This window comes from Ferroacidibacillus organovorans (genome assembly GCF_001516615.1).
GTDB lineage: Bacteria > Bacillota > Bacilli > Alicyclobacillales > SLC66 > Ferroacidibacillus > Ferroacidibacillus ferrooxidans_B.
In genome coordinates, this window is sequence record NZ_LPVJ01000003.1 from 1 (window position 1) to 16,029 (window position 16,029).

Below are 16,029 nucleotides of genomic sequence, written 5' to 3' on the forward strand. Positions count from 1 at the left end.
TCCTCATGTTTTTTTGTGATTTAAACTAATAATATGGAAATGGAATAATATCGTCTGTGATTTGAGTGCTCCACAAACAGAACGCACATTCGATGTTCGTTTGATGTAGCCCCTCACCGTTCTGAAGATCGCTCGATTTTGTCACCGCAATACGGGCATACCCGCCAATCGCTGTGAAGCCGCCGTCCACAAGCGCGACACATCCCCGCTGTCTCTCTTCGCGTCTGCAACCATAGAAAGAGAATCGCAAAAAGAATCACAATGAAAAATAGAAATGCGATCATTCCAAGCATGCTGAAAGCCATCATGGAGCCCATCATCGACCCCATCGGTCTTACGCTCACACCACTCCCTGCCATTACAAGACAAAGCGCGCCTAAAAACACGAGAAGGGTTGCGCCGATCCATGACAATCTCTTCATGTGCGCTCCCCCCTTGTTGTTTCATGGGATCGAAGCGGAATGCCAAGCGTTATGACCGTACCCGCCCCTTCTTCGCTTTGAGCCGACACAAATCCGCCGTGCGCCTCAATTACCTGTTTGACAATCGCCAAGCCAAGACCGCTGCCGCCACGCACGCGCGACCGCGATTTTTCCACGCGATAAAGGCGATTCCAAATGTAAGGAAGCTCTTTGCGCGGAATTCCCATTCCGCTGTCACTCACCTGAAAATAAAGAAAGTCACCCTTTTGCACAACCTCCACGGACACCTTTCCGCCAGGCATTGTATAGCGCACTGCGTTGTCCAGCACATTGATCAGCGCCTGTTCGAGCCGCAGAGGATCCGCCTCCACGAGGGCAACGGTTTGTGGCATGCTAAGCGACACGGTGATCTCTTTGGCAGACGCTCGCGCGCTCACACGATCAACGAGACTCTGCATCCACGCATCAATTTGAAGCGGCTCCCTGCGAATCAGCAGAAGATCACCCTCATCCGCTTGAGCCAGTGTAAAAAGATCCTGGATCAAGCGCTCGACACGTTGCGACTCTTCATAGATAAGCCCTACATAGCGCCGCTCTTCATCTGGCGATTTGGTCAGTCTCTCGTACACCACTTCACTATATCCTTTGATATAGGTAAGCGGCGTGCGCAATTCATGCGCCACATCCGCAAGAAACTGTTTGCGCGTCTTATCCAGATGATCCAGATGCTGCGCCAAGTCATTGATGGCCTGCCCCAGTTGGGACACCTCGTCATTTCCCGCGACAGGAACGCGAACGTGATACTGGCCTCGGCTGATTTCTCTCGTAGCCCTTCTCATTGTGAGCAGTGGTTGCGCCAGACGGTACGAGAGGAAAACGGCTAAGCCAGCAGTCAACATGATCGCTCCAAAGGCCGCCAACACGAGCATCTGCTCCACACGACTCAATGCGGCTTGCCCGAGATCGCGAAATTGTGCCACATGGGCGATCAACTGTTCAAGTGAGAGGTAAAGGGATAAAAGCACCACGAGCATGAGCCCTACGATTGAGGCTCCAATTTTGAAGGCGATTCGCGAGCGGATCACGGGGCAACCTCAAGCCTGTAACCGATGCCCCAGACGGTTGCAAGAACATCGGATGAAACCCCCGCGTCCCGCAACTTTTCGCGCAGGTTCTTAATGTGACTGTCCACCGTGCGCGTGTCTCCTGCGTACTCCTGGCCCCACACCCGATCCAGCAGTTCATCGCGTGGATAGGTTCGACCAGGACGCTTGACAAACCATAGAAGCAAGTCAAACTCTTTGGGGGTAAGCGTCAACCGATTCCCTTTTACAAACACGTTTCGATCCTCGACATCCATCCGCAAATGAATCTCCGGTATTGCAAAAACCACCTCATCACGGGGATGAGTTCGGCGCATCAAACTTTTGACTCGCGCCACCAGTTCGCGAGAGTCAAACGGCTTTATCAGATAATCATCTGCCCCGGCAGTGAGTCCCATCACTCGCGACTCCACCGCTTCGCGTGCCGTCAACATCAAAACAGGCATATCAGGATGGCGCGTGCGGATCGTGCGACAAACCTCCACGCCGTCCATCCCTGGCATCATGACATCAAGGATCACCATGTCAAACACGCCTGAACCCAGTTCCTCAAGACAAGTGAACCCATCCTCCGCTTCAGAGACGGAGAAACCCTCATGCGCCAAGTAGATGCGAACCAATTGCCGCATCGGCGGTTCGTCATCCACGACCAGGATGTGCCGCTTCATCCTCTCCCCTTCTTTCGCTGCAAACATAACCGATCAGTCTTTTAACTCATCGCGCAGCCGGTCGTACTCGTCGCGGCTGATTTCCCCTCTGGCATAGCGTTCTTTAACGATGTGAAGCGCACTGCCCGAATCATGAGACGAATTCCCTCCTGAATAACCGCGCTCCGTTCGCGTGAACATTCTTACTCCAAAAACAACGGCAAAGATCAAGATCCCGAAAAACAGAATCATGACAAATCCCATGACCCCCATCGCGCCCATCATCGACCCAAACCCAATTCCACTATTTCCGTACCACATGGCATAACACTCCTTTTCATTGACAGACAACATATCTACACTTCTTCTTACTACTTAGACCTTACCGCTCAAGTGTGAAGAAAGTTTGTGTATGCAGTTTTAAAGGTGCCTGCTTGTGACGCGCGAATCGATCGAGATGGATCGTCACAATGAACAAAGCGAACACAGGCGCTGAATTTGGATCGGTTCCAATTCCACCCATGACCCCAAAATCTTCCCCCATCCACCAACTGAAAAAGAGCCATACAAATGCAGAAACCAACACCCATGAGTGTACCCTTTGAAACCAGAAGAAGACACCCAAGGTAAACATAAAGACCACAAAAGCGGTATTCCAAAGCCACGGATGATGAAGTGTACTCACCGCCATCGCATGGATCGGATCTGAAAAAAGCCTTGGTTGCGGCATGCTTGCCGCGATCAGAAATGGCGTGCTAAGACCTTGCCCTGTCCAGTACCCTGCCGTTGGTAACGCTTGGGCAAACGCGGCCAAGATCCAAATCCCGCCGATCACACGATTTCCGAATCGGATGACCCGCCCATCTCTCCACACGCTTTCTGGAAGCAGTAAAAAGATCGCGCCACACACATAGAACAGGACGGAGCCAGGCGATCCTGACAGCCACGTTGCGCTGCCCGTCAAGATGCCGCCCATCCCTTCGCCCAAAAACCAAATACCGAGACCCCATACGATGGATACCCACAAACCAATTTTACCCCACACCCGATCCATCGCGAGCAAAAGGCACAGTCCAATACCCACCTGTAGAATCACCGCAAACACATCTGCCCCGATCGGATAGTCCGTCCAAAATTGGATATTCCATCCGAGAATGCGAAGATACCACGGAGGCTGACCAATCACCGTAGGCGCAAGAACATCCTGGACAAAACCGTTATTGGGCATGGCGGGCTGCGCTTGAAGTACACCGTCGATCAACCAAAACGCTCCCAATCCCCACCACAGCACGACACGCGCCTTTGGAGTATGCCCGATGCGGTGGCGGATCAGCATCCAGATTTGCCGAAAAGGATGATGCGTGTCAAACGTGATGTGTTGAGGGGTATCCACTTCCTCATTGAAATAACCTAAAAGCCACCACGCCGCAGACATCAGCAGAATCGTTGCGAGCGTCATGAGGCTCCACTGAAAGAGCATCACGTGAAAGGAGTGAACGACCGCGGGATCAATATAGGGAGTCATGTTCATATGCATACGCCTCGTGAAAAGATAGGTAAACGTCGAGCAGATCTACATTTCAATCGTTCAAATCAATCGTTCAAATGCTCTGTGGTTTTCACTTTGAGCTGATGATTCTCAACCATAAGGTCGGCAATCTGAAGCTGCAGTTCATGCACATCATGAGGGGTATCCTGAGAGGGGATAGCGGTAGGTGATGGATCCTGACGTTTCTTAGAAAAGAACATTTTCCCCATACCAAAAAGCATTAAGACAGGACAAAATAGCGTGAGTAATAAATTCCAACTCATCGTTCTCCCCCATTCAAGCAACTTTTAAACAATGAGTGAATTCTATCCCGAATTTGTGAAGAAAGTATGGAGGAACTTCTCGATCAATGACCACACCCACAGGCATCCTCGACGCCGCGCGCCTCTTGGATGGCTTCAATCCCCTCTTTGACCACGAAATAAACCAATGCCAAGCCAGCCAGGGCATTCAGCCACCACCAGCCGACCAGAGCGGTCAAAACAAGTCCTGCGATCAATGTCCACGCCATGTACGCACAAACAATGCTACATGAGCCGTCGGCGCGAAGGGCTTTGCTGCCGATTTCCGTACCAATTCTTTTCTTTACACGTGACAAGTACGGCATGATCATCCCCGAAGCGATGGCAAGTGCGAGACCCAGCATGCTCTTTTCCGAGCTGGAACGTGTCCACAGGTCAAATCCGGCAGAGACAACGATGTAACCAGCCAGTGCAAGCAAGGCGACTCCGACAACCCATGACGCCTTCTTCTCGGCCTGCTTTACCCGCTCAAGACTTGCACCACTTGACTCCACATAGAGCCGCCAGAGAAGAATTGCACTTGCCACCAGTTCAATGACGCTATCGGCTCCAAACGCCTTAAGTGCCAAGGAATGTGCCAGAATTCCAGCGCGGATGGCCACTACCGCCTCAACAATCATCCAAAGAATGCTGACAATCTCAATGTTGATTCCTTTTTTAACCTGCAACGCTTGCACTGACATCCTTTTCACCTCCTTGACCTTGCCTTACTGAATTCAAAACGAGAGACGCCGCTTGTGACAGTCTGTAGTAGACAAGTTTCCCCTCTTTCCGATAGGATGCGAGCCCTGCGCTTTTAAGCCGCCGGAGGTGATGCGATGCGTTTTGAACGGTCGTATCGAGTAATGCTGCAACCTCACAGACACACAGTTCATCCTCTGCCAGTGCATAGGCCACTTTGAGACGTGTGCCATCTGCAAGGGCTTTGAAAATCAAAGACGGTGAAGCGGTCTCCGGAATGACAGAGCGAAGCCTCTCCACCTTTGACATATCCACACATTCGACTTGACACATGTCACGCTTATTCATCATCATTCTCCTTCATTCAAACATCCATTTGAATGAAGGGTATCACGAATGTGCCACATCCACAATGGGCATACGTTTTAGAACACGCAAAAGCCCACCCGTCTCCAAAGCGACAGGTGGGCGATCGATATCCCCTCTTAAATCAAAGATTTTTAAAGCGCAGGTACCAACGTTTATACTCGTAGCCTTGAGCTTCTTCTTCCTCCTGTGTCTTGATCGCGCCTTGTTGCGCAGGTGGGGCCACGACGACTTCTTGCCCAGGAGTCCAATCCGCAGGTGTCGAGACGCCGTATTGATCCGCCGTTTGCAGCGCATCAATGACACGGATGATCTCTGATATATTGCGTCCCGCATTCATCGGGTAGTAAATCATCGCTCGCATGATCCCTTTGTCATCCATGATGAACACCGAGCGAACCGCCGCCGTGCTGCTTGCACCAGGATGAATCATTCCGTATAAGCTTGATACCTTCATATCCAAATCAGCAATCACCGGAAACGTAACTTTGTGTAAAAAAACCTCTTCAATGTCGCGAATCCATGCCAAATGCGCCTGCACACCGTCTACAGACAGCCCGATCAATTGGACATTGCGCTTTGCAAACTCTTCCGCTTTCGAAGCAAACGATCCGAACTCCGTCGAACACACAGGTGTAAAATCAGCTGGATGGGAAAAGAGAACCACCCACTTCCCGTGAAAATCACTCAATTTTAGTTTCCCTTGCGTCGTGTTCGCTTCAAAATCTGGGGCTAATTCATTCAATCTCGGCAATTGCTGCACTTCTGACATAAATAACATCTCTCCTGTCTTCGTTTGTACATACTTTATCGCCTACCTGTGAAGAATGTATGGAGAAGCCTACTCTATTCCCAAATCTTCGATCGATGCTGACCACAGTAAGGACACACACGCCATTCCGGCTTTAAGCGTTGACTGCAATGTAGACAGCGCACCGATGGAGCGTTCTTTTTATCAAGATTCATTCGCACCAACAAGACCATAACCATCACGACAAATAGTATGAGAATAACGCTAAATAACGCACTGCTCTTAGGATTCGCTCCCATCATTCCGCCCATCATTGGATCGCTTACAAAGATTTCACCGGCGATCACCAAACACAGGAGACCCAATAGGACAAACCCACTGGCAATCATCCAATCCAAACGTCTCACGTTCACTCCCCCCTAAGAAAGATGCATTTCTAAAATTCGAACCGCGCAAACGGACTGGACACGGATGTGCCTTTGTCGTCTCTGCGCGGTTCTTTAGGCTGCGGTTCTTTAGGCTATGGAACAAAAATCAAACGACTTTTAGTGTTCCGTACATACCCTGAATGGCGTGACCGGGCACCGGACATAAATAGTGGTACGTCCCTACGCTCAAATGCAACTGCCCAGATCGCGTGTAATAATGCGCTGTAGTTAGCGACTTGGTTGTTCGTTCAGGCAGCGGCATCAACAGAAAATCACTATTTACACTCATCATGGCCATCCTGCCATACGGCGGTGCGGTTGACGTCACTTCAAATCCGTGCATATATCCCCAGTCCGTATTCACCAAGGTTACTTGAACGTTTGCACTGGAAGGCACGATGATCGTGGGATTCACCAATCCATCGATCTCCCACGTCATATTCGGTTGCCCGTGCGGCGATGCGAGCGCAACCAGGTTAATCGACCCACCGCTGTACGTGATCGTATTGGTCTTTTGATCGATCACGGCTCCCTGCTTTCCCCGCGCAATCTGTTGATTCAGTGTGGCACTACTGTCAAGCGAAGAATAAGCGTTCATCCTTCCGCCCATCCGACTCACGGCGCCACTTCCGCCGCCCATCATGCCATATCCACCGCCCATCCGACTCACGGTGCCACTTCCGCCGCCCATCATGCCGGTATCCACCACCCATCCTGCCCGCGGCGCCACTTCCGCCGCCCATCATGCCGTATCCGCCGCCCAGCGCGCTCGCGGCGCCACTTCCGCCGCTTCTGTCACCCATCACACCCACGGTACCCGTTAATCCATGGCTCGTATGTGTTCCCTGAAAAGTCATGCGGTTTGTTTGCGAAACCGTCGCCGCAAACGCCCCACTGCCAATCATCAACACAGACAAACCAGCGATCACAGGAATGATCCAACCTTTTCTTTTCATCACTGCATTCCTCCCTTTCACAGTCATCATAGAGACCAACTGTGAAGAAAGTATGCAGATCCAATTGAGTTTCCTATGACTCTCACGTATATCTAGCTCCTGAACTGGCCACACTTCCACCTACCAGGGTTTTTTGAATGAAAAGGGGGGTGAGAGCATGAGGCGGGGGGTGATTTTCACATTTGTTGGCGTATGTCTGTTCGGGCTGCTCCATCAATTTTCGTTTCGTCCACTCTTTGCCCTTGCTTCTCTCCCGTCATCTCCTCTGCCTGCGAATGCCATTCGGATTCGCATCATCGCAAATAGCAATACCCCACACGATCAACGTGTTAAACTGGCGATACGCGATCGCGTACTAACCTTTCTGTCTCAACATCTTCCGAAACATCTCACATACAGTCAAACCGCACTAGAAATTCAGCGCGACATATCAAAGATCAATTCGTTGATTCATGACGATCTAAATCATATGGGGATCACTTACAACAGCACAACAACCTTTGGAATGACATGGTTTCCAAGAAAATTCTATGGCAATCACGTCTTCCCAGCTGGTAATTATGAGGCATTGCGCATTGTTCTAGGAAAAGGGCAAGGACATAATTGGTGGTGTGTCATCTTTCCCCAACTGTGCTACGTTGCCATGAATGCCCGCGCGATTCCCCGAACAGGAGCCTTTCCACAAACACCACCATTAGCTGTCACGAGCATCACAGAACCTAATGGAAAGCGAATCCCTGTGCAACTCCGTTTAGCCATTGTCGATTATGGTCAACAATGGCTATCCATCGCAGAACTACAGACCCATCTTCTGTGGGTTCATTTGCAACGTACGCTATAGCTGTTATCCACGATGTAAGATGCCTCTCTGAATCCCTATTGACATTAAAGTTAGATATAAGGTTTATGCTATAAACAAATCCTATGGAGGTGTTCAGAAATGTCCAAACGGCACGTTGAAGTATTTATCGCTGGCTGCCCATTCTGCGATGATACAATCCAACTCGTAAAAAGCTTAGTTTGCGGTGAGTGTGACGTTCAGGTTTATGATCTGCGCCAAGCTGCGCCACAAATGAATGTCGGAATAAGGCAACCCAATACGGCATTCATCGCGTGCCAGCAGTGGTTGTCGACGGAAAGCTGATGGACTGCTGTCAAAACCAACAGCCGGTAACCCGTAAGTCTTTGATCAACGCGGGGATCGGACAACATTAAAACCCTGAATTTTCGTTTCAAAGGGGATGTCCAAACATGAAGAAAGCACTGCACATCGGGGAATTAAGCCGCCAATTCCTCATTCCGACGCAAACGGTGCGCTACTACGAGAAGATCGGGCTGCTTGATCCCCCTCATCGGACGGACGCCAGGTATCGGGTATACTCTGAATACGACGTGGAACGCTTGCGATTCATCTTACAAGCCAAACACTTCGGGCTTTCCCTTGACGAAATCAAGGAGATCATCAAGCTTCGAACCGATGGGATCGTCCCCTGTCAACATGTGCAAAATTTGGTCAAACGCCATTTAGACGATCTAGATGTCCGAATAAAAGAGATGCTGGAATTTAGAGATACGGTGGCTCTCCGGTATCAAATGTTTCAGGAGGTTGAAGCGATGAATTGCAGCGGCACCATCTGCAAATACATCGAAAAAGAGACGTTGACGTAGCCTATGTATTTGTAGGGTTCTATGTGATCAGCCACCGATTGGCGGCTGATCAAATGCGTATAGCTTGTCCCGCGATGATCGGGATGAGGAAATGGGGTTTTACAAGACTGCATTCGAGGGTGGTGAGGGCAGAGGCGTTTATGTCATCAGCAATCTTCCGATTTAGCTGACAGCCGCCTGCAATGTGTTGCCAAACGGGGTTCAATGAATTTTGTACCATGCGGGAAACAGCCTCATTGTGCTGCACGTGTTCCATGAAAAGATACTGTCCACCGGGCTTTAGCACGCGGTAAATTTCGGATAAGACTTGCCGCACATTTGTCACAGAACACAGTACGAGACTGGTTATCACTGTATCGAACTGCCCGTCCCCCACATCCATGTTTTCGGCCGTCGATGGAATCAAGGGGAGAGAATCATAGGTTTGTTTTAAGTAGGTGCGCATGTGTGCATCTGGCTCAAGCAACGTAATTTCGCTCACCTTTGAACCGAGTGTGGAAATGTCTAAACCCGTACCCGCACCTACAATGAGCGTTCTTCCGTAGGCTTTGCTGTTCTGCTTTTCCCTGATTTCCCCAACAGCCTGTTCTACGTACCGCTGCCCCCAAACATAAAAACGTGTAAAGCGCGGGTGATTGACACACACAGAAGAGACCTCCCCTTCAGAAAAACATTCAACGAATTTACCGTGGTGGGTAGTTGACGTTAGGTTACGATCAGACGACCGTACATTCCTGCCGCCGCATGTCCTGGAACCGGGCATAAATAGTGATACGTCCCTGCGGGCAGCGTCAACGTCTCCGTACGGATTGCATACTGTGCGGTTTGGAGGTTTTGCGTCGTGCGCGGCGGCAATGGCATCAAAATAAAGTCATTTTGAATCCCCATCATCACCATGGATGAGTATGGCGGCGGCGTCTCCGTCACTTCAAAGCCGTGCATGTATCCCCAGTCCGTATTGACAAGTTCAATGGTGATGCGCGCATGGGCAGGCACGACAAGAGTTGGATTCACCAACCCATCGACTTCAAACGTCATATTCGGCACACCGTGCGGAGAGGCAAGCGCAACAAGATTCACGTTTTTTCCGCGATAAACGATACGATTTGTCTTTTTGTCGATCCTTGCAGCCTGCTCCCCCGCGCGAATCGTTGTAGCGAGTTTTGCGCTCGATAGCCAGGACGTTCGGCGGGTCACGCCTCCCACGGATGATCCTATCGGCCCCGTTGCTGCATAACCGCCACCCATCATGCCTCCATAGCCTTGCCCACTGTACATTCTGAAGGCAACCATGAAAACGCCCGCCAACACGATAAACCCTGCGAGGGCGATCAACCCCCACAGCCAAATGGATCGTCCCATTTTCACTGCGTGACACCCCGTTTCAATTACAGACGCATGGGCACATCTTCTTGCTGAAGAATGACGAAAAGTTTTTGATACTCTTCGACACTGATTTCACCATTCGCTAAACGTTTCTTTAACGTATCGACCGGAGAATCCGCCTGTTGCTTGATCGGCGCAGATGCCCCTTGAGAGGATTGACGATACCCACGCGAGAAAATCCCTCCACCACAACATCCCATTTCAGATCCCACCTTTCAATTGTTGGCTTCATCCTAGCGCGCAAGTGTGAAGAAAGTGTGTGCACGTCATTCTAAAAATGGTTCGTTTATCATGAGAGAGAAATTGCAAGGATTGGCGGTTTACTTATCCTCATCGCCACAGTACTGCCGGGAGTCTGCGCGATTGAAGGATTCCACCTGAATAAAATGGCTCCGCGCTCCATCTTCACCGTATTCCCACACAAACGCGTGATGCTGCTTGACGGTATGTCCCACGACATGCACAGGACCTTGCACCACACGATAACAAGACTGGAATGGGCAACAGTACCAGTATCCATTTTCCACGATATCGCCTGAGCGCAGCAAATTTTCTACGGTCGCTTCATACTCGCGCTCTTCTTGCGTGAGGCGGTGAGACTCCCAAAATTCGTCAAGATCCCGCTCTGCAATCTGCCATTCTCCACTTCTGCGAATCTCTCGTTTCGCCGACTCAGACGTTATGCGCCAGCGATCCTCCGAGTCTAATTTGCTTTTGACGCTGCTCACGCGCGCCGGATGCGACAAAACGCTCGGATCTTCGAGCCCTTGCGCAACCAGCAAATAGGAAGACAGTGCCGTCCAGTAGGATTCTTCTGCCTCTTCGTGCAGATCAGCCGGAACCTTTTTCCCCTCCGTCAGTCTCCCTACCGTCGAATCCCCTGTCCGTCTTCGCGTTCGCGCCTCTTCTGCTAAAAGAATGGATTCTTTAAATTTGTCACCCTCCAACCTCGCCAACTGGATCTTCGACGACAGTAGAGATTCCAGATCATCCGCCGCGCGCTGCAACCCAATGAAATGCTCCAACGGACAAGTATGGCCAGATTCTACCCGTTTCCCAAGTCGAATCGGCAAACTCACGCGGGCACTCCCCGCAAACGCAGCCTCCTGTCTGGCGGCAACCATGAGATCAGGAATCCTTCCGTACAAAACCTCCGCCTGCTCATGCGTGATGCTCGCCACCGAGCGCTTCTGATCATCCTCCCGCGCATCCTGCAAAAGTGCATCCCCCATCACTTGAAAACAGCGCGCGGCGCGCGCAATGGCTTTTGCATGCGGCTCTGTCGCGTCCAAAAGCTCCATCTCAAGAACGTACACATCTTGCCCGATCCTGTGATAACCTTCCAAGTGCTCATCAGAGCAATATCGTTCGCCCGCCAAAATGGTTCGAATCCGGTTCAAAATGCTCATAGGCTTGCCTCCGCTCCCTTTTCGTGCCACACAACGCAACCGTGAAACTACGTCTCGTTTATCAGACAATCGTCACCTTAGAATCACACCCTAAGCCAATCATGATATAATAAAAATGCATTATTCCCGTACACAAAGTTTGAATCGAATAAAGATCGTTTTGGGAGGTCCTGTTTCCATGAGTGCGATCCGTTTGACTTCAGCCATTATACGTCAAGGTGAATGGTTTGTGGCTCGCTGTCTTGAAGTGGAAGTAACCAGCCAGGGCAAAACCTTAGAAGATGCCCTAAACAATCTACAAGAGGCGTTGGAGCTATACTTCGAAGATCACGACGCACCGACTGGTACAACTCCGATCATTGCGCCTGTTGAAGTCAATGTGCAATGAGTCCACGTTTGCCTGTCGTTTCCGGAAAACAAATGATTGCCTTTTTAACTCACGCCGGATTCTCATCGATCGGTCAAAAAGGCAGCCATCATAAAATGCGCCATCCAGATGGAAAAATCGCGATTATTCCAATGCACAGAGAGCTTGCCCCAGGTACACTGCAATCGATTTTGCGGCAATCCGACATGACCCTCGATGCGCTTCATGAATGGTTAAGGGATTGACGTTGTAACCGTGAAACTACGTCTCGTTTATCAGACAATAAGGTTTTGCAGACATAAAAAACGCGGACGCACAGATTCGCGAGAACCCGCACGCCCACCTCGTTTTTTAAATGCACTTACGCCACATCATAACCCGCATTTTCAATCGCCAGCTTCAAATCCGCAAGCGTCGCCTTGCCTTCTTCATAGGTTACGGTCGCCTGGTTTTTCTCAAGGCTCACGTCCGTCGACGTCACCCCGTCAACCGCCTGCAGCGCCTTCGTGACCGATTTGACACACCCCTGACAGGTCATCCCCTGTACCTCAATCGTTGCCACCGCCATCCCATCACCTCCTTTCAAATGGTCTTTTCATGCATTCACAGACGACCACAAGCGCACGCCCCAACTCACACCGTCGAGCGAAAACGCCGGAGCAGCACGGAGTTACTCACGACACTCACCGAACTGAGCGCCATGGCGGCGCCGGCGATTACCGGACTGATGAACCCGAATGCGGCCAGCGGGACACCGAGTGAATTGTAACCAAACGCCCAGAACAGGTTTTGCCGAATTTTTTTTATGGTCGCCTTCGAGAGACGGATCGCAGTGACTACGCTCAAAAGATCCCCGCGCAAAAGCGCGATGTCCGCCGTCTCTATCGCTACGTCCGTGCCCGATCCGATGGCAAAACCGATCTCTGCAGTGGCAAGCGCCGGGGCGTCGTTGATCCCATCCCCCACCATGCCGACCACGTTTCCTTCTCTTTGCAGCTTTTTGACCATCTCCGCCTTTTGCTCAGGCAGCACCTCCGCAAAAACGCGCTCTTGCAAAATCCCAACCGATTGGGCGATCGCCTGTGCTGTCTTGCGGTTATCCCCCGTCAGCATGTACACCGAAAGCCCGAGCGAAGTCATCTCTGCAATCGCCTGCCGCGACGTCTCTCTGACCCCATCCGCCACTGCGATGATTCCGAGCAGTTCGCGTTCGCGCGCCACCCACATCGCCGTCTTGCCCATCTCCTCAAAGCCTGTCCGCCTGTCTGTCCGCTTTGTCCTCCAGTACAACGCCTTCGCGCTCCATGAAGGCGCGGTTGCCAATCAACACGAGCATGCCCTCCACCATTGCGCGCACGCCATAACCCGGAATGGCCGTTGTATCTTTCGCCTTCGGCAAAATCAGACCCTGCGCTTGCGCATGAGAAACGATCGCCGCGCCCAGCGGATGCTCCGACTCGCGCTCAACAGAGGCTGCCAATGCGAGCAGATCCCGCTCCCACACGCGATCAGACAGTGCAGCCACGTCTGTCACCTCCGGGCGACCGCTCGTAATCGTCCCTGTCTTGTCAAGGATCACCGCCGTCAGTCGATGTGCCTGTTCGAGTGCTTCGCCGCCCTTGATCAGGATGCCATTCTCGGCGCCTTTTCCTGTCCCCACCATGATCGCCGTCGGCGTCGCAAGACCAAGCGAACAGGGGCACGCGATGACCAGAACCGCCACCGCATTGATCAGCGCGTGCGTGAACCCGGCCGCAAAATACCACCCGATAAACGTCACGAGTGATACAACAAGCACAATCGGCACAAAAATCCCCGACACCTTGTCTGCCAGCTGTTGAATCGGCGCCTTCGACCCCTGCGCCTCGTCCACCATGCGAATGATCTGCGCCAGCGCCGTGTCGCGCCCCACCTTGGTCGCCCGCATGTGAAATGCGCCTTCCTTGTTGAGTGTCGCGCCAAACACCGCACTGCCCGCCTCTTTTGCCACAGGCATGCTCTCTCCCGTCAGCATCGATTCATCAATCGACGTCCGCCCCGACAGGATGATCCCGTCCACCGGGAGGCTCTCCCCCGGCCGCACGAGCAGCTCATCCCCTGTCACCACCTGCTCTGTGGGAATGTCCATCTCTTGACCGTCGCGAATCACGCGCGCCGTTTTTGCCTGCAACTTTACGAGCGCCCGCACCGCGCGCGACGTCTGCGCCTTCGCCTTATGCTCAAGCAGTTTGCCCATCAAAATGAGCGTCGTGATCAGCGCCGCCGAGTCAAAGTAGAGACCAGACGGGATGCGCCAGATGACGACTGCCAAACTGAACAAATAGGCGGCCGATGTCCCCAAAGAGACGAGCACATCCATGTTTGGCGCGCCGCCGCGCAGGGCGTGATACGCCCCTTTGTAAAAGCGCCAGCCCACCACAAACTGAACTGGTGTCGCAAGCGCGATTTGCAGCCACACAGGGAGCATAAAAGACGCGTGTGGGATAAATCCGCTGACCATCTGGATCAAGAGGGGCAGCGTCAACACGACGCCCACCCAAAACGCGTCTCGCAAGTTGCGATACGCAATGCGCTGATCCTCGCGCTCCTCGCCCAACGCCTCCGTGACCGGTTCCGCGCCATACCCTGTCTTCTCAATGACACGAATGATCGCGTCTGGCGTCAGTGTCCCAGCAGCATACTCCACAACCGCCTTTTCGCTCGCGAGATTGACGTTCACCCGCACGACACCCGGTGCTTTGTTCAACTGTTTCTCGATACGCGCCGCACACGCCGCGCATGTCATCCCCGTGATGTTCATCTGAATCTGCTCGGAAGGGACGCGCTCCGTTTCAAGAACTGCCTCTGCCATCTGCGATCACCTCTACCCCTTCATACTCGCCCGGATCACGTGCATCAATTCGTCAATCTTCTCATCCCCGCCGCCACCTTGAATGGCGTCCACCACACATCCGCGCGTGTGACTCTCAAGGAGCGCCAACTCGATTTTTGCGAGCGCCGATTTGATCGATGAAAATTGCGTCAAAATGTCTACACAATAGCGATCTTCTTGAATCATCTTTTGTATGCCACGCACCTGACCTTCCACTTTGCGCAACCTGTTCAATAAATCTTCTGCATCCTTTTGGTACCCGTGCATTTCATCACCACCCGACACAGATAGTATACCCCCGCACCCTATTTGTCAAATGCGAAAAATTGTGCTAAGGTTGCCCCACAACAATTCTGTTTTCGAATCATTTCAGGAGGTAAAATCTTGCCTATTTCATGGCTGATTTCTGGTACTGCAGGCATGGTTACCGCTTTTAATCCATGTGGTATTGCACTTCTTCCTTCTTACCTCATGTACTTGCTCTCTGGTCGAATTCATAGGCCAAGGTGGGGATGGATGGACGGCTTGCGTGCCGGAATGCTCATGACCTTAGGGTTTATCCTCATGTTCGGGGTTGCGGGTCTCCTGGTCTCTACCCTAGGTCAGTGGCTTTTTGGCGCAGCACCCATACTGTCGATTCTCTTAGCCATACTCTTGTTTATCATGGCCTTCTATGTTTGGCGTGGCAACCTTTATCTTGGATTCCACACAGGGAAACTAACCACTCGCCTTGAAGGACTCTTTGCGCGAGGTTCCTCCGGTTCTTTTTTTCGCCTTTGGAATCGCATTTGGCATTGCATCCCTGAGCTGTAGTTTACCCGTTTTTGTCAGCGTGGCATCCCAGGGATTCGTTACGGGATTCAGTAACGGGATTATCTCATTTTTAGCTTACAGTATTGGGATGGGGATTGTGATCACCATCCTATCCATACTTGCCACAACAGCTCGGCAAACGGTTGAGGTTTTTATTCAATTCGCGCTTCCTTATATCCAGAAGTTGAGTGCGATCGTAATGATCTTCGCAGGACTTTATTTATTGTGGTACTGGCTGGAAGGCCCTCGCGGTCTGCTTATTACAGGCTTATAAAAGATCGCGAGAGGGTCAAGCGAAAGGAGTTTATC

At 51.6% G+C, this 16,029-nt stretch carries 26 protein-coding genes; 7 read left to right on the plus strand and 19 right to left on the minus strand.

The annotated features are described in order from the left end of the window. Positions 1–113 precede the first annotated feature (113 nt). The 11 genes from ATW55_RS01065 to ATW55_RS01115 form a co-directional block, all read right to left on the minus strand. On the minus strand, positions 114–422 hold the full coding sequence (locus ATW55_RS01065) for a zinc ribbon domain-containing protein (protein ID WP_067711170.1): 309 nt from the start codon (positions 420–422) through the stop codon (positions 114–116). Then, entirely contained in the window at positions 419–1,507 is a 1,089-nt protein-coding gene (locus tag ATW55_RS01070) for a sensor histidine kinase (protein ID WP_067711172.1), read from the minus strand. The genes ATW55_RS01065 and ATW55_RS01070 overlap by 4 nt, the downstream gene beginning before the upstream one ends. Then, positions 1,504–2,193: a response regulator transcription factor gene (locus ATW55_RS01075; protein ID WP_067711175.1), complete on the minus strand. Its 690-nt coding sequence runs from the start codon at positions 2,191–2,193 to the stop codon at positions 1,504–1,506. The genes ATW55_RS01070 and ATW55_RS01075 overlap by 4 nt, the downstream gene beginning before the upstream one ends. A gap of 33 nt (positions 2,194–2,226) precedes the next feature. Further along, on the minus strand, positions 2,227–2,493 hold the full coding sequence (locus tag ATW55_RS01080) for an SHOCT domain-containing protein (protein ID WP_067711177.1): 267 nt from the start codon (positions 2,491–2,493) through the stop codon (positions 2,227–2,229). A 61-nt stretch (positions 2,494–2,554) separates the two neighbouring features. Next, positions 2,555–3,703: a hypothetical protein gene (locus ATW55_RS01085; protein ID WP_067711179.1), complete on the minus strand. Its 1,149-nt coding sequence runs from the start codon at positions 3,701–3,703 to the stop codon at positions 2,555–2,557. A 62-nt stretch (positions 3,704–3,765) separates the two neighbouring features. Then, the gene (locus ATW55_RS01090; RefSeq protein ID WP_067711182.1) at positions 3,766–3,984 is read right to left on the minus strand and encodes a hypothetical protein; all 219 of its coding nucleotides are present in this window, start codon (positions 3,982–3,984) and stop codon (positions 3,766–3,768) included. Positions 3,985–4,067: 83 nt separating this feature from the next. Continuing rightward, positions 4,068–4,706, minus strand: coding sequence for a cation transporter (locus ATW55_RS01095; RefSeq protein ID WP_067711184.1), 639 nt, complete (start codon positions 4,704–4,706; stop codon positions 4,068–4,070). Beyond that, complete coding sequence (locus ATW55_RS01100; RefSeq protein ID WP_160327135.1) at positions 4,681–5,052, minus strand: ArsR/SmtB family transcription factor; 372 nt, start codon at positions 5,050–5,052, stop codon at positions 4,681–4,683. Before ATW55_RS01100 ends, ATW55_RS01095 begins: the two co-directional genes overlap by 26 nt. A gap of 142 nt (positions 5,053–5,194) precedes the next feature. Next, positions 5,195–5,842 carry a peroxiredoxin gene (locus ATW55_RS01105; RefSeq protein ID WP_067711188.1) on the minus strand — a complete coding sequence of 216 codons (648 nt, stop codon included), beginning with the start codon at positions 5,840–5,842 and terminating at the stop codon, positions 5,195–5,197. A 74-nt stretch (positions 5,843–5,916) separates the two neighbouring features. Further along, entirely contained in the window at positions 5,917–6,228 is a 312-nt protein-coding gene (locus ATW55_RS01110; RefSeq protein WP_067711190.1) for a zinc ribbon domain-containing protein, read from the minus strand. A gap of 127 nt (positions 6,229–6,355) precedes the next feature. After that, positions 6,356–6,955, minus strand: coding sequence for a hypothetical protein (locus ATW55_RS01115; RefSeq protein WP_160327136.1), 600 nt, complete (start codon positions 6,953–6,955; stop codon positions 6,356–6,358). Positions 6,956–7,362: 407 nt separating this feature from the next. On the opposite strand from ATW55_RS01115, the gene ATW55_RS01125 reads away from it, so the two are divergent. From ATW55_RS01125 to ATW55_RS01135, 3 genes are all read left to right on the plus strand, one after another. Then, on the plus strand, positions 7,363–8,046 hold the full coding sequence (locus ATW55_RS01125; protein ID WP_067711196.1) for a stage II sporulation protein R: 684 nt from the start codon (positions 7,363–7,365) through the stop codon (positions 8,044–8,046). Positions 8,047–8,145: 99 nt separating this feature from the next. Next, positions 8,146–8,349: a hypothetical protein gene (locus ATW55_RS01130; RefSeq protein WP_235586940.1), complete on the plus strand. Its 204-nt coding sequence runs from the start codon at positions 8,146–8,148 to the stop codon at positions 8,347–8,349. Positions 8,350–8,456: 107 nt separating this feature from the next. Continuing rightward, positions 8,457–8,873 (plus strand): heavy metal-responsive transcriptional regulator, encoded by a 417-nt coding sequence (locus ATW55_RS01135; RefSeq protein ID WP_067711198.1) that lies wholly within the window; start codon positions 8,457–8,459, stop codon positions 8,871–8,873. Between the two features lie 49 nt (positions 8,874–8,922). On the opposite strand, the gene ATW55_RS01140 is transcribed toward ATW55_RS01135, so the two are convergent. The 4 genes from ATW55_RS01140 to ATW55_RS01155 form a co-directional block, all read right to left on the minus strand. Continuing rightward, the gene (locus tag ATW55_RS01140; RefSeq protein WP_067711200.1) at positions 8,923–9,519 is read right to left on the minus strand and encodes a class I SAM-dependent methyltransferase; all 597 of its coding nucleotides are present in this window, start codon (positions 9,517–9,519) and stop codon (positions 8,923–8,925) included. A 59-nt stretch (positions 9,520–9,578) separates the two neighbouring features. Beyond that, a complete protein-coding gene (locus ATW55_RS01145) occupies positions 9,579–10,235 on the minus strand; it encodes a sulfocyanin-like copper-binding protein (RefSeq protein WP_235586944.1) in 657 nt (218 codons plus the stop codon). Between the two features lie 26 nt (positions 10,236–10,261). Continuing rightward, entirely contained in the window at positions 10,262–10,459 is a 198-nt protein-coding gene (locus ATW55_RS01150) for an SHOCT domain-containing protein (RefSeq protein WP_067711208.1), read from the minus strand. 120 nt (positions 10,460–10,579) lie between these two features. Then, positions 10,580–11,668, minus strand: coding sequence for a hypothetical protein (locus ATW55_RS01155; RefSeq protein ID WP_067711210.1), 1,089 nt, complete (start codon positions 11,666–11,668; stop codon positions 10,580–10,582). A gap of 178 nt (positions 11,669–11,846) precedes the next feature. Here ATW55_RS01155 and ATW55_RS01160 point away from each other — a divergent pair, with 178 nt between their 5' ends. Together ATW55_RS01160 and ATW55_RS01165 are read left to right on the plus strand one after the other, a co-directional pair. Continuing rightward, entirely contained in the window at positions 11,847–12,056 is a 210-nt protein-coding gene (locus ATW55_RS01160) for a type II toxin-antitoxin system HicB family antitoxin (RefSeq protein WP_067711213.1), read from the plus strand. After that, a complete protein-coding gene (locus ATW55_RS01165) occupies positions 12,053–12,280 on the plus strand; it encodes a type II toxin-antitoxin system HicA family toxin (protein WP_067711215.1) in 228 nt (75 codons plus the stop codon). Before ATW55_RS01160 ends, ATW55_RS01165 begins: the two co-directional genes overlap by 4 nt. A 116-nt stretch (positions 12,281–12,396) precedes the next feature. Here ATW55_RS01165 and ATW55_RS01170 read toward each other — a convergent pair whose 3' ends face one another. The 4 genes from ATW55_RS01170 to ATW55_RS01185 all read right to left on the minus strand — a co-directional run bounded on the left by ATW55_RS01170 (position 12,397) and on the right by ATW55_RS01185 (position 15,174). Beyond that, on the minus strand, positions 12,397–12,603 hold the full coding sequence (locus ATW55_RS01170; RefSeq protein ID WP_067711217.1) for a heavy-metal-associated domain-containing protein: 207 nt from the start codon (positions 12,601–12,603) through the stop codon (positions 12,397–12,399). 65 nt (positions 12,604–12,668) lie between these two features. Beyond that, positions 12,669–13,325 carry an HAD-IC family P-type ATPase gene (locus tag ATW55_RS16620; protein WP_235586941.1) on the minus strand — a complete coding sequence of 219 codons (657 nt, stop codon included), beginning with the start codon at positions 13,323–13,325 and terminating at the stop codon, positions 12,669–12,671. Then, positions 13,282–14,886, minus strand: a complete 1,605-nt coding sequence (locus ATW55_RS01180) for a heavy metal translocating P-type ATPase (protein WP_067711223.1) — start codon at positions 14,884–14,886, stop codon at positions 13,282–13,284. Before ATW55_RS01180 ends, ATW55_RS16620 begins: the two co-directional genes overlap by 44 nt. Before the next feature lie 12 nt (positions 14,887–14,898). Further along, positions 14,899–15,174: a metal-sensitive transcriptional regulator gene (locus ATW55_RS01185; protein WP_067565013.1), complete on the minus strand. Its 276-nt coding sequence runs from the start codon at positions 15,172–15,174 to the stop codon at positions 14,899–14,901. Between the two features lie 117 nt (positions 15,175–15,291). On the opposite strand from ATW55_RS01185, the gene ATW55_RS16425 reads away from it, so the two are divergent. After that, positions 15,292–15,720 carry a cytochrome c biogenesis CcdA family protein gene (locus ATW55_RS16425; protein WP_162492342.1) on the plus strand — a complete coding sequence of 143 codons (429 nt, stop codon included), beginning with the start codon at positions 15,292–15,294 and terminating at the stop codon, positions 15,718–15,720. Next, positions 15,650–15,994 (plus strand): cytochrome c biogenesis protein CcdA, encoded by a 345-nt coding sequence (locus ATW55_RS17115; protein WP_160327137.1) that lies wholly within the window; start codon positions 15,650–15,652, stop codon positions 15,992–15,994. Before ATW55_RS16425 ends, ATW55_RS17115 begins: the two co-directional genes overlap by 71 nt. The last annotated feature ends 35 nt before the right edge of the window (positions 15,995–16,029 follow it).

Coding starts and splice junctions, on each gene's coding strand:
- ATW55_RS01130 (WP_235586940.1), top strand. CDS start 8,146: ATGTCCAAACGGCACGTTGAAGTATTTATCGCTGGCTGCCCATTCTGC.
- ATW55_RS01155 (WP_067711210.1), bottom strand. CDS start 11,668: ATGAGCATTTTGAACCGGATTCGAACCATTTTGGCGGGCGAACGATAT.
- ATW55_RS01180 (WP_067711223.1), bottom strand. CDS start 14,886: ATGGCAGAGGCAGTTCTTGAAACGGAGCGCGTCCCTTCCGAGCAGATT.
- ATW55_RS01170 (WP_067711217.1), bottom strand. CDS start 12,603: ATGGCGGTGGCAACGATTGAGGTACAGGGGATGACCTGTCAGGGGTGT.
- ATW55_RS01075 (WP_067711175.1), bottom strand. CDS start 2,193: ATGAAGCGGCACATCCTGGTCGTGGATGACGAACCGCCGATGCGGCAA.
- ATW55_RS01150 (WP_067711208.1), bottom strand. CDS start 10,459: ATGGGATGTTGTGGTGGAGGGATTTTCTCGCGTGGGTATCGTCAATCC.
- ATW55_RS01145 (WP_235586944.1), bottom strand. CDS start 10,235: ATGGGACGATCCATTTGGCTGTGGGGGTTGATCGCCCTCGCAGGGTTT.
- ATW55_RS01185 (WP_067565013.1), bottom strand. CDS start 15,174: ATGCACGGGTACCAAAAGGATGCAGAAGATTTATTGAACAGGTTGCGC.
- ATW55_RS01135 (WP_067711198.1), top strand. CDS start 8,457: ATGAAGAAAGCACTGCACATCGGGGAATTAAGCCGCCAATTCCTCATT.
- ATW55_RS01085 (WP_067711179.1), bottom strand. CDS start 3,703: ATGAACATGACTCCCTATATTGATCCCGCGGTCGTTCACTCCTTTCAC.
- ATW55_RS01065 (WP_067711170.1), bottom strand. CDS start 422: ATGAAGAGATTGTCATGGATCGGCGCAACCCTTCTCGTGTTTTTAGGC.
- ATW55_RS01105 (WP_067711188.1), bottom strand. CDS start 5,842: ATGTCAGAAGTGCAGCAATTGCCGAGATTGAATGAATTAGCCCCAGAT.
- ATW55_RS01125 (WP_067711196.1), top strand. CDS start 7,363: ATGAGGCGGGGGGTGATTTTCACATTTGTTGGCGTATGTCTGTTCGGG.
- ATW55_RS01080 (WP_067711177.1), bottom strand. CDS start 2,493: ATGTGGTACGGAAATAGTGGAATTGGGTTTGGGTCGATGATGGGCGCG.
- ATW55_RS01100 (WP_160327135.1), bottom strand. CDS start 5,052: ATGAATAAGCGTGACATGTGTCAAGTCGAATGTGTGGATATGTCAAAG.
- ATW55_RS01165 (WP_067711215.1), top strand. CDS start 12,053: ATGAGTCCACGTTTGCCTGTCGTTTCCGGAAAACAAATGATTGCCTTT.
- ATW55_RS01095 (WP_067711184.1), bottom strand. CDS start 4,706: ATGTCAGTGCAAGCGTTGCAGGTTAAAAAAGGAATCAACATTGAGATT.
- ATW55_RS01160 (WP_067711213.1), top strand. CDS start 11,847: ATGAGTGCGATCCGTTTGACTTCAGCCATTATACGTCAAGGTGAATGG.
- ATW55_RS01090 (WP_067711182.1), bottom strand. CDS start 3,984: ATGAGTTGGAATTTATTACTCACGCTATTTTGTCCTGTCTTAATGCTT.